Raw genomic sequence first — 13,917 nt, 5'->3', positions numbered from 1 at the left:
CAGATATGAAGTTAAAAAACAGCTATCAGTTACTCGTTTTAGTACTTCTTTCAGCAACATCGCTGCAGGCACAACAAACCTTATCGATTGAAGAAGCGCTAAAAACAGCATTAGACAACAATTACGAAATTAAAATTGCCTCTAATGATTTAAAAGCCAGTCAAACTAATAATACTATTGGAAATGCAGGAATGCTTCCTACGCTAACCGCTACTGTAACGGATAATAACAATATCCAGAATCTGTCTCAAATCCGTTTGGACGGAACAGAAAACAGCCTTGATAATGCGAAGAGTAACAGCCTGAATTATGGTGTGGGTCTAGGTTGGACTATTTTTGACGGTATGAGTATGTTTGCTAAAAAAGAGCAACTTGAAGAACTTCAAAAACTGGGAGAATCTCAGTTAAAACTAAGTATATTGACTAAAATTGCTGATGTTTACGCCACTTATTATGACTTGGTACAACAACAGCAACAATTATCAGCTTTAGATTCTACACTGGTCATTTCTAATCAAAGACTCGATTTAGCGCAAAATCGTTTTAGTATTGGAAAAGCTTCCAAATTAGAAGTTCTGAATGCTCAGGTAGATTTAAATACAGATAAAGTTACCTTGCTTAAACAAAAAGAACTTTTTACTAATACTAAAATTTTGCTGAACCAAATTCTGGCCCGGGATACTAAAATAGATTTTAAAGTAACTGATGTTTTTAAAGTAGATACAAAACTGGAATTAGCAGAACTGAATAATTTAGCACAAAAACAAAATCCGCAACTGGAAGCCCAAATCATCAATAAAAGAGTAGCCGAATTGCAATTAAAACAAGTAAAATCAACCAGATACCCTACAATAAGGGTAAATACAGGCTATAATTTTACTGAAACCGAATCGAGTTTGGGTTTTACTACTCAATCTTCAGCAAGAGGATTTAATTATGGTTTTAGCGCTTCGCTGAATTTATTTGATGGCTTTGCACAACACCGGAATGAAAAAATAGCCCATTTAGCCATTGATAATGCTAAATTACAAATTGAACAGCAAAACCTGAATATTGAAACGCAGCTAGCTACCGCTTATCAAACCTATTTAACTAATTTAGAACTCATAGAATTAGAAAAAACAAATCAGGCTATTGCCAAACAAAATCTGGCGATTACTTTGGATAAATTCCATATTGGGACTATAACAACCTTAGAGTTCAGAACAGCACAATTGAACTTTGTGAATGCTACTGTTCGCTATAGTAATGCCCAGTTTCAGGCCAAATTATCCGAAATTGCTTTGAAAGAATTATCCGGAAAACTGGATTATTAAAATTATTATATACAGTAAATCAAACCTCAAAATGCTTCTTACTCAAAGTCGCTTTTGAGGTTTATTTTTTTTTATGAACCAATAAAAAAATTAAATTTACGCTAAATTAACTACTATGATTTCATACAACCCAAAAGAATGGATTACATTCTTATTCCGTTTTCACAAAGCTGATACTTTTCGAAAATTATTCCCTTTAATTCTGTTAATCGGATTTTATTCAGCGGCTGTAGCTTATCTCGAACTCGAATATTGGGATTTACCTGAGGATAGTCGTGTAAAAAATCTTTCTATAATGCATGGAATGCTGGGATTTGTCATTTCACTTTTATTAGTTTTCAGAACCAATACAGCTTATGACCGCTGGTGGGAAGGGCGAAAATTATGGGGAGCTTTGGTCAATAATAGTCGGAATTTAGCCCTAAAGCTTCATGCTATTTTAGATGATGAAAAAGACCGTGCCTTTTTTAGAAAAATCATTCCCGGTTATGCTTCCATTTTGAATAAACACTTAAAAGATGAAGAAACAAGTAAGCAATTAGCGGAAGATATCATCCTGCCGGTTGATCATCACCATCATCGTCCTAATCAGGTGGCAAAAATGATGTTCATGAGAATTAATGAGCTCTATAAAAATCAAAAAATTACAGGCGACCAATTGATTATTCTGAACAGCGAAATACAGTCGTTCACTGATATATGTGGTGCCTGCGAACGGATTAAGAATACTCCTATCCCCTATTCTTATAGTGTGTTTCTGAAAAAATTTATCTTTTTCTATGTGATGACACTGCCTTTTGGTTATGTTTTTAGTCTGGGTTATTTTGTTATTCCGGTGGTGGTTTTTATTTTTTACGTGTTGGCGAGTTTAGAACTCATTGCCGAGGAAATTGAAGAACCTTTTGGGCATGATGCGAATGATTTACCTACCTCTAAAATTGCCGAAAACATTAAAAAACATGTGGAAGAACTGATTTAGTTTTAACCACAAATTATGCAGATTTTCACAAAATGATAGGTTTCAAAAAAGAAAACATAAACTTCCCTCCTAGTCCTGACAGTAGTGAAAAGCCTTTAAGGAATGAAGGCTACTTTTTCATGAAGCTACAGAGCGACCAACGGAAGCTCCTGTAGCTTCTTAGAAAAAGAGCCTGAAGCCTTAAAGCTTGTAAGGAATGGCAGGGAGATACTTCCCTAAAAAAACAAATGCCGTACTCCTAAAATGATTCATAATATTAACAAAAAGAGACTTTAATAACTTTGAAGCTCGGTTGACAATGTTTATATTTGCAACCTTATTAAAAATTACAAATGAAAATATCATACAACTGGTTAAAACAATTCATTAAAACCGATTGGAATTCAGAAGAAACAGCAGCATTACTGACTGATTTAGGTCTTGAAGTAGAAGTTGTTGAAAAATATCAATCTGTAAAAGGCGGATTAGAAGGTGTTGTAGCTGGACATGTGCTTACATGTGAGCAACATCCGGATGCCGACAGATTAAAAGTAACAACTGTTGATATTGGCACAGGAACTCCTATTCAGGTGGTATGTGGTGCTGCTAATGTAGCTGCTGGTCAAAAAGTACCTGTAGCCACTATTGGTACTGTACTATATGATAAAGAAGGAAATCCGTTTACGATAAAGAAAGGAAAAATACGCGGACAGGAAAGTCACGGGATGATTTGTGCCGAAGATGAATTAGGTTTAGGAGAAAGTCATGAGGGAATTATGGTGTTAGATCCGGATTTGGTTCCCGGAACTCCGGCGGCAAAAGTTTTCAAAATAGAAAATGACGAAGTTTTTGAAATAGGCTTAACGCCAAATCGTGCCGATGCTATGAGCCATTTAGGTACAGCCAGAGACTTAAGAGCCGGATTGTTACAAAATGGTGTAAGTGTGGAATTAATTACCCCATCAGTAAGTAATTTTAGAGTTGACATGCGCACTTTAAAAATTGATGTTAAAGTGGAGGCTCCGCTTTTAGCACCACGTTACTGCGGTGTTACCATTTCGGGAATTACGGTTAAACCTTCACCAGCATGGTTGCAGGATCGTCTGAAAGCTATTGGAATCAATCCAAAAAATAATATTGTGGATGTTACTAATTATGTTTTGCATGATTTAGGACAGCCGTTACATGCTTTTGATGCTGCAAAAATCAATGGTAAAATTCATGTAAAAACAGTTGAAGCGGGAACAAAATTCACCACTCTGGATGAAGTTGAAAGAACGTTACACGAAGAAGATCTGATGATTTGTGACGATAAAGGCCCTATGTGTATTGCAGGTGTATTTGGAGGACAAAATTCAGGAGTAACTAACAACACTACTTCTATTTTCTTAGAAAGTGCTTATTTTAATCCTGTAAGCATTAGAAAAACAGCTAAAAGACATCAGTTAAACACCGATGCTTCTTTTAGATTTGAAAGAGGAATAGACCCAACAATTACAGCTTATGCCTTAAAACGTGCCGCTTTATTAATTCAGGAAGTGGCCGGAGGAAACATTACCTCTGAAATTATTGATATTTATACTAAGAAAATTGAGGATTTCACCGTCTTTTTAAATTTTGATAAAGTCACTAAAATTATTGGTCAAAAAATACCAAAAGACACCATCAAACAAATCTTAGTTTCATTAGACATAAAAGTAAACAGTGTATCAGATGCCGGATTAGGTTTGACAATACCTGCTTACCGTGTAGATGTACAGCGAGAAATTGATGTTATTGAAGAAATCCTAAGAGTATATGGTTACAATAAAATTGATTTTTCAAATAAACTGAGTGCTACGGTATTTAATGCACCCAGAAATGAAGATTACAAGCTGCAAAATATTGTGGGAAGTCAATTGAATTCTCAGGGCTTTCATGAAATGATGGCTAATTCATTGACTACAGCTTCTTATGTTCAGCTTTCTGAGATGTTAAAAGAAGAGCATAATGTGACTATGTTAAATCCGTTGAGTAATGATTTAGCTACTATGCGTCAGTCCTTATTGTTTTCAGGATTAGAAGCTATTGCCTATAATATCAACCGTAAAAATGCCGATTTAAGATTGTTTGAATTTGGGAAATCCTACCATAAATTTCTTTCCGGATATGAAGAACAAAAACATCTGACTTTATTTTTAACCGGGAACAAAAATCAGGAAAACTGGACAAATCCTCAAAAACCATCTGATTTCTTTTTGTTCAAAGGATATATTGATGCGATATTATTGCGATTAGGAATCCAGAAAACACAAAACAGTCCTGTAAAATCGGATGTTTTCTCAGAAGGAATTGCTATTGGTACCGGTCATAATATTTTAGTAGAATTTGGTGTTGTAAAAAAATCAATCCTAAAGCACTTCGGAATCAAACAAGAGGTTTTTTATGCTGATTTTAACTGGGAAACTGTTTTAAAAACAATCCCAAACAAAATCAAGTACAGTGAAATTACAAAATATCCGGAAGTACGAAGAGATTTAGCGTTGCTTATCGATCAAAATATAAGTTACGATAGTATTTATGCTATTGCGAGACAAACAGAAAAAAGCTTGTTGAAAGACATCAATCTGTTTGATGTTTACGAAGGTAACAATTTGCCTGAAGGCAAAAAATCATACGCTTTAAGTTTTATCCTTCAGGATGATTCCAAAACACTTACGGATGCTCAAATTGATAAAATCATGGGTAAATTACAGAAGAATTTTGAAACAGAACTTGGAGCAAGTTTAAGATAAAAAATTCAACCAAAAAAAAATCAAAAACCTCGAATTAACTTCGAGGTTTTTTTGTTTTTCATATTCTGTAACCAAATACATACCTGATTTATAAGCTCTTCACTCCGTTAAAAATTACTTTAAACGGTTATTTGGGTTGTTTGAAGAGAAAATTTATTACAGAATTTTATTATCTGTAGATTAGCATTAAATTATTAGGCTAGCCTATTTTTTTCATAAAAGGAATGCACTAAGCTCCAACTATATATCTAAAACGTGATTATTTATGAAAACAAAAAATACTCTTCTTATCTAAAATATTCGGCTTGTTCATTTCCCTACAATAAACAGCTTTTTCAAGACCCCAACAGTTAGTGTAATACTAATTACTGTTTGTACCTACTCAGGTTGTAATGTAAATATTTAACAATTACTGATTTTATATTGGTAATAATATAGGGAACTCCCTGTTCTAACAAATTCATTGCTGTTTTATTTAAATAATAAATATTATGAAAAAAATTACTTTTTTTAGGTTTTATAATAGTTTAGAATTGCTTCTATTCCATAAAAAAATCAATTTTAAATCGCAAATACTGATTTTTGCATTTTTATTTTTAGGAATATTTCAGGCGAAAGCAGATTGTACGGTACCTAACAACATGAATGCAACACAATTTTTAGCATTTGCTAATACTTGTAGTGGAACAATCACCATTCCAAGCGGAATAACGATAGATATGGATACCAGTATTACTATTCCATCTACGATAGACCGAATAGTAATAAAAGATGGTGGTCATATTTTATGGAGTCAAAATAGTGTCACATTAACGCTTGCTACAAATTCGGCCATTGTAATTGAAGATTTAACAGTGAGTAATAATCAAACTGATGCAATCGGTACTTTTGATACTCATCCTTGTAATAACACTGAAAAAATAAAAATAGGAAACGTCGATTATTCAGCTTGTACAGGACAAGGAAACGTATGTGTATTATTCTCTACTTTAATTGAAAATGGAGGTACGATTCAAATAGATCCAAGCTTTAATGTAATTAGTGGTTCAGGAAATGAAGTTTGTTTAGGTCCTTTAAATATTCAGGTAGTTATTAATGGATACGCATATGGTACTCCAACATTTTTATGGACAAAAATCAGTGGTCCCGGCACTGCTACATTTACCCCTGACAATGCAGATATTACCACTGTTAATGTTAGTACAGCCGGAACTTATGTATTTGATGTTCAGGTACAGGTTCCTTTAAGCTCTACATGTTTAACCACAATTGTAACCGTTCACAGAAATATTACAATTGTATTTAGAAATGCTGTGGTAGCAGGCATAACTAATAATTTCCCTGGAACGTGTAATAATGTAGTTGACTTTAATGGAACTGCTACAAACGGAAGCGCTAATACTACTTATTTATGGGACTTTGGTGATGGTTCTGCTACTAGTACGCTACAAAACCCATCTCATACCTACAATGCAAATGGTGATTATACAGTACAATTAACGGTAACTGACCCAAACGGAATTGCACCTTGTAATACCAATACAATTACTAAAGTCATTTCTGCTAAAGATTTAACGCCTCCAACAATCACTTGCCCAACTAATATTAATGTAAATACTGATGCTGGAATTTGTGCTGCTGCGGTTACTATTGTAAACCCAACCGCTACAGATAATTGTTCTACTACATTTACTTTTACCGGGGTACGCTCTGATGCATTGGCTTTATCTGCTAATTATCCTGTAGGAGTAACAACTATAACATGGACTGCTACGGATGCTGCCGGGAATGATTCTGCTGGCTGTACACAAACGGTGACGGTTTTAGATAATGAAAAACCAGTGATTATATGTCCTGCTCCTGTGAGCGTTAATGCTGATGCTGGAATTTGTGCTGCTGCGGTATCTATCGTAAACCCAACAGCTACGGATAATTGTTCCACTACATTTACTTTTACCGGGGTACGCTCTGATGCATTGGCTTTATCTGCTAATTATCCTGTAGGAGTAACCACTATAACATGGACTGCTACGGATGCTGCCGGGAATGTTTCTCTAAGCTGTACACAAACGGTGACGGTTTTAGATAATGAAAAACCGGTAATTATATGTCCTGCTCCTGTGAGCGTTAATGTAGATGCTGGAATTTGTGCTGCTGCGGTTACTATCGTAAACCCAACAGCTACGGATAATTGTTCTACTACATTCACTTTTACCGGGGTACGCTCTGATGCATTGGCTTTATCTGCTAATTATCCTGTAGGGGTAACCACTATAACATGGACTGCTACCGATGCTGCCGGGAATGATTCTGCTGGCTGTACACAAACGGTGACGGTTTTAGATAATGAAAAACCAGTAATTATATGTCCTGCTCCTGTGAGCGTTAATGCAGATGCTGGAATGTGTGCTGCTGCGGTAACTATCGCAAACCCAACAGCTACGGATAATTGTTCTACTACATTCACTTTTACAGGGGTACGCTCCGATGCGTTGGCTTTATCTGCTAATTATCCTGTAGGAGTAACAACTATAACATGGACTGCTACCGATGCTGCCGGGAATGATTCTGCTGGCTGTACACAAACGGTGACGGTTTTAGATAATGAAAAACCAGTAATTATATGTCCTGCTCCTGTGAGCGTTAATGCAGATGCTGGAATGTGTGCTGCTGCGGTTACTATCGTAAACCCAACAGCTACGGATAACTGTTCTACTACATTTACTTTTACCGGGGTACGCTCCGATGCGTTGGCTTTATCTGCTAATTATCCTGTAGGGGTAACCACTATAACATGGACAGCTACCGATGCTGCAGGGAATGATTCTGCTGGCTGTACACAAACGGTAACGGTTTTAGATAATGAAAAACCAGTGATTATATGTCCTGCTCCTGTGAGCGTTAATGCAGATGCTGGAATTTGTGCTGCTGCGGTATCTATCGTAAACCCAACAGCTACGGATAATTGTTCCACTACATTTACTTTTACCGGGGTACGCTCTGATGCATTGGCTTTATCTGCTAATTATCCTGTAGGGGTAACTACTATAACATGGACTGCTACGGATGCTGCCGGGAATGATTCTGCTGGCTGTACACAAACGGTAACGGTTTTAGATAATGAAAAACCGGTAATTATATGTCCTGCTCCTGTGAGCGTTAATGTAGATGCTGGAATTTGTGCTGCTGCGGTATCTATTATAAACCCAACCGCTACGGATAATTGTTCTACTACATTTACTTTTACCGGGGTACGCTCCGATGCGTTGGCTTTATCTGATAATTATCCTGTAGGAGTAACCACTATAACATGGACTGCTACCGATGCTGCCGGGAATGATTCTCTAAGCTGTACACAAACGGTAACGGTTTTAGATAATGAAAAACCAGTAATTATGTGTCCTGCTCCTGTGAGCGTTAATGCAGATGCTGGAATTTGTGCTGCTGCGGTATCTATTATAAACCCAACCGCTACGGATAATTGTTCTACTACATTTACTTTTACCGGGGTACGCTCTGATGCATTGGCTTTATCTGCTAATTATCCTGTAGGAGTAACCACTATAACATGGACTGCTACGGATGCTGCCGGGAATGATTCTCTAAGCTGTACACAAACGGTGACGGTTTTGGATAATGAAAAACCGGTAATTATATGTCCTGCTCCTGTGAGCGTTAATGCAGGTGCTGGAATGTGTGCTGCTGCGGTTACTATCGTAAACCCAACAGCTACGGATAACTGTTCTACTACTTTCACTTTTACCGGGGTACGCTCTGATGCATTGGCTTTATCTGCTAATTATCCTGTAGGAGTAACCACTATAACATGGACTGCTACGGATGCTGCCGGGAATGTTTCTCTAAGCTGTAACCAAACGGTGACGGTTTTGGATAATGAAAAACCGGTGATTATATGTCCTGCTCCTGTGAACGTTAATGTAGATGCTGGAATGTGTGCTGCTGCGGTTACTATCGTAAACCCAACAGCTACGGATAACTGTTCTACTACTTTCACTTTTACCGGGGTACGCTCTGATGCATTGGCTTTATCTGCTAATTATCCTGTAGGGGTAACCACTATAACATGGACTGCTACGGATGCTGCCGGGAATGATTCTGCTGGCTGTAAACAAACGGTAACGGTTTTAGATAATGAAAAACCAGTGATTATATGTCCTGCTCCTGTGAGCGTTAATGCTGATACTGCGGCTTGTACCACAGCTTTAGCTAATGTAACTCTTGGAACTCCAACTACTACAGATAACTGCGGCGTGAAATCCGTAACTAATGATGCTCCTTCGGTATTCCCTAGCGGAAACACAACTGTAACCTGGACTGTAGAAGACAATGCCGGAAATACCGCTACTTGTACGCAAATAGTAACAGTAATAGATAATATTAAGCCAACCATTACTTGTGCTGCTGCTGTGAGCGTATTTACTGATACTGCGGCTTGTACCACAGCTTTAGCTAATGTAACCCTTGGAACTCCTACTACGGCTGATAACTGTGGAGTAAAATCAGTAACCAACGATGCTCCTGCTCTATTCCCTATCGGAGAGACTACCGTAACCTGGACTGTGGAAGACAATGCCGGAAATACCGCTACTTGTACTCAAATTATAACAGTAACCGATAATATCCTTCCAACAATCACTTGTGCTGCTCCTGTGAGTGTAAATGTAGATGCGGCTTCCTGTACTACGGCTTTAGCTAATGTAACGCTGGGAACTCCAACTACGACTGATAATTGTGGAGTAAAATCCGTAACGAACGATGCTCCTGCATTGTTCCCTATCGGAAACACCACCGTAACATGGACTGTAGAAGACAACACTGGAAATACCGCTACTTGTACTCAAATAGTAACGGTAACCGATAATATCCTTCCAACAATCACTTGTGCTGCTCCTGTGAGTGTAAATGTGGATGCGGCTTCCTGTACTACGGCTCAGGCGAATGTAACGTTGGGAACTCCAACTACGGCTGATAATTGTGGAGTAAAATCCGTAACGAACGATGCTCCTGCATTGTTCCCTATCGGAAACACCACCGTAACATGGACTGTGGAAGACAATGCCGGAAATACCGCTACTTGTACGCAAACAGTAACAGTAACCGATAATATCCTTCCAACCATTACTTGTGCGGCTCCTGTGAGCGTTAATGTTGATATGGCTTCATGTACTACGGCTCAGGCCAATGTAACACTGGGAACACCAACTACTGCTGATAACTGCGGAGTAAAATCTGTAACGAACGATGCTCCTGCACTGTTCCCTATCGGTGACACTACTGTAACCTGGACTGTCGAAGACAATGCCGGAAATACCGCTACTTGTACTCAAATTGTAACAGTAACCGATAATATCAATCCAACCATTACTTGTGCGGCTCCTGTGAGCGTTAATGTAGATACGGCTTCTTGTACCACAGCTTTAGCCAATGTAACGCTGGGAACGCCAACTACGGCTGATAACTGTCAGGTAGATTCTGTAACTAATGATGCTCCTGCTGTGTTCCCTATCGGAAACACAACTGTAACATGGACTGTAACTGATAAGGCCGGAAATACCGCTACTTGTACACAAATCGTAACAGTAACCGATAATATCAATCCAACAATCACTTGTGCTGCTGCTGTGAGTGTAAATGTAGATGCGGCTTCCTGTACTACGGCTAAGGCCAATGTAACGCTGGGAACGCCAACTACGGCTGATAACTGTGGAGTAAAATCCGTAACCAACGATGCTCCTGCTCTATTCCCTATCGGTGATACTACCGTAACCTGGACTGTGGAAGACAACGCCGGAAATACCGCTACTTGTACTCAAATAGTAACGGTAACCGATAATATCCTTCCAACAATCACTTGTGCTGCTCCTGTGAGTGTAAATGTGGATGCGGCTTCCTGTACTACGGCTCAGGCCAATGTAACGCTGGGAACACCTACTACGGCTGATAACTGCGGAGTAAAATCCGTAACGAACGATGCTCCTGCACTGTTCCCTATCGGTGATACTACCGTAACCTGGACTGTGGAAGACAATGCCGGAAATACCGCTACTTGTACTCAAATTGTAACAGTAACCGATAACATCAATCCAACCATCACTTGTGCCGCTGCTGTGAGTGTAAATGTGGATGCGGCTTCTTGTACTACGGCTCAGGCCAATGTAACGCTGGGAACTCCAACTACGGCTGATAATTGTGGAGTAAAATCCGTAACGAACGATGCTCCTGCATTGTTCCCTATCGGTGATACCACCGTAACATGGACTGTGGAAGACAACGCCGGAAATACCGCTACTTGTACTCAAATTGTAACAGTAACCGATAATATCAATCCAACAATCACTTGTGCTGCTGCTGTGAGCGTTAATGTAGATGCGGCTTCCTGTACTACTGCTTTAGCTAATGTAACGCTGGGAACTCCAACTACGGCTGATAATTGTGGAGTAAAATCCGTAACGAACGATGCTCCTGCACTGTTCCCTATTGGAAACACCACCGTAACATGGACTGTGGAAGACAATGCCGGAAATACCGCTACTTGTACTCAAATTGTAACAGTAACCGATAACATCAATCCAACCATCACTTGTGCCGCTGCTGTGAGTGTAAATGTGGATGCGGCTTCTTGTACTACGGCTCAGGCCAATGTAACGCTGGGAACGCCAACTACTGCTGATAACTGCGGAGTAAAATCCGTAACCAACGATGCTCCTGCACTGTTCCCTATTGGAAACACTACTGTAACCTGGACTGTGGAAGACAATGCCGGAAACAAAGCTACTTGTACGCAAACAGTAACAGTAATAGATAATATCCTTCCAACAATCACTTGTGCTGCTCCTGTGAGTGTAAATGTAGATGCGGCTTCTTGTACTACGGCTCAGGCCAATGTAACGCTGGGAACTCCAACTACGGCTGATAATTGCGGAGTAAAATCCGTAACCAACGATGCTCCTGCACTGTTCCCTATTGGAAACACTACTGTAACCTGGACTGTCGAAGACAACGCCGGAAATACCGCTACTTGTACACAAACAGTAACCGTAACAGATAATATTAAGCCGGTAATATCTACATTACCAACAGCGTCAACAATATACTGTCCAAATTCACCAGTATTTGTAACACCTACTGCAACTGACAACTGTACCGTTATCAGTTTAACATCTGTAGATGTCAGAACAAATGGTACTTGTGCAGGTACTTATTCAGTAACCAGAACATGGACAGCTACTGATGCTGGAGGCAATACAACAACTGCGTCACAAACCATAAATGTAGAAGACAATACAGCTCCTGCACCTACAACTGCATTTCAAACAGTAATCAATACCACTTGTGCTGAAGTTCCTGTAAAACCGGAATTACTATTTGCAGACAGTTGCTCTGAAATGGCTCCTATAGTGGTGTATTCTGAGGATATCATTAACAATTCTTCGACTTCTTATTCCATTATCAGAAAATGGAATGTTAAAGATGCTTGTAACAATACTGCTGATTATATCCAGACTGTAAACGTAAATATTATTACAGATGTTACAACAATTACAGTTCCTGAGTTTATCAATAGCATTAATGGAACTCCTGTAGATTTAACTACTTACTTACCGCAAGATGCTCCATCAAACGGAACATGGGTCGATGTGAATAACTCAGGCCTGTTAAACGGTAGTATTTTAGACCCTAACAATGCTGCAACTGGAGATTATACTTTCCAATACAATATTGAAACAGAAACTTGTCCAATAAGCTATGTTATCAATCTGAAAATTGATCAAAGCTTCGTGTTAGGTTGTGGAACAATCCTTGTTCACAATGCTTTCACTCCAAACGGAGATGCATTCAATGAAAAATTTGTGATTGACAACATCGATGACACCATTTGTTACCCTGAAAACTCTGTAGAGATTTACAACAGATGGGGAATATTGGTTTACGAGGCCAAAGGATACAATAATGAAGAGGTCTCTTTCAAAGGCTTTTCTGAAGGTAGAGTAACCGTAGACAAATCGGCTGGATTACCTGCCGGAACCTACTTCTACATACTGAACTACACTACCGTGGGCTTACAAGATGAAATCATACCTAAAAGAGAACAAGGGTATTTATACCTTACCAGATAATAAAATCTCAAATCTAATACCAGAGGTCTAATAAATCTCTGGTTCCTAAAAAAGAAGTCAAATGAAAACAAAACTACTACTAATCAGCTTGATGTTTACTGCTCTGGGAAGTTATGCGCAACAGGATGCACAATTTACTCAGTACATGTACAACACTATAAATGTAAATCCTGCGTATGCCGGATCCAGAGGAGCAATGAGCATATTTGCCTTACATCGTACCCAATGGGTCGGATTAGACGGGGCACCTACAACCAATGCGGTTTCTATCAACACTCCTTTTAATAATAGTAGATTGGGCTTAGGGGTATCTCTTATCAATGATAAAATTGGACCCATGCAGGAAAACACCATCTCTACTGACCTCTCCTACACCATTCCTACTTCGGAAACGGTAAAACTATCCTTTGGTCTTAAAGCTACTGTTAACTTGTTTGATATTGACATCAATAAACTAACACCTGCTCAAGGCGGTGACCCATCATTACAGGGGTTTAGTAACAAAATTTCGCCTAACATTGGAGCGGGTATTTACCTGCACTCTGATAAAGCCTATGTAGGACTTTCGATTCCTAATTTTATTGAATCCAACAGATACAATGACAATGATGTAAAAGTATTCAAAGAAAAAATGAGCTACTATTTAATTGCGGGTTATGTAATGGATTTAAATTATAACCTGAAATTCAAACCGGCATTACTCACTAAAATGGTACAAGGTGCTCCTTTAC

Annotated in this window: 5 protein-coding genes; all 5 read left to right on the top strand. The window is 38.7% G+C overall.

Annotated elements, in window-relative coordinates:
- Positions 1-5 precede the first annotated feature (5 nt).
- Positions 6-1,316, top strand: a complete 1,311-nt coding sequence (locus BUB89_RS06145) for a TolC family protein (RefSeq protein WP_073243083.1) — start codon at positions 6-8, stop codon at positions 1,314-1,316.
- A 115-nt stretch (positions 1,317-1,431) separates the two neighbouring features.
- The gene (locus BUB89_RS06140; protein WP_073243081.1) at positions 1,432-2,295 is read left to right on the top strand and encodes a bestrophin family protein; all 864 of its coding nucleotides are present in this window, start codon (positions 1,432-1,434) and stop codon (positions 2,293-2,295) included.
- A gap of 332 nt (positions 2,296-2,627) precedes the next feature.
- Positions 2,628-5,048, top strand: a complete 2,421-nt coding sequence (gene pheT / locus BUB89_RS06135; RefSeq protein ID WP_073243079.1) for a phenylalanine--tRNA ligase subunit beta — start codon at positions 2,628-2,630, stop codon at positions 5,046-5,048.
- A gap of 491 nt (positions 5,049-5,539) precedes the next feature.
- Positions 5,540-13,186, top strand: coding sequence for an HYR domain-containing protein (locus BUB89_RS17985; protein ID WP_073243077.1), 7,647 nt, complete (start codon positions 5,540-5,542; stop codon positions 13,184-13,186).
- 61 nt (positions 13,187-13,247) lie between these two features.
- The coding region (locus BUB89_RS06125; protein WP_073243785.1) for a PorP/SprF family type IX secretion system membrane protein at positions 13,248-13,917 on the top strand (670 nt) is incomplete at its 3' end.

The organism is Flavobacterium flevense, from assembly GCF_900142775.1.
GTDB classification, from domain to species: domain Bacteria; phylum Bacteroidota; class Bacteroidia; order Flavobacteriales; family Flavobacteriaceae; genus Flavobacterium; species Flavobacterium flevense.
The sequence above is the reverse complement of the archived record's forward strand: the minus strand, read 5'-3'. Positions and strand labels throughout refer to the sequence as shown.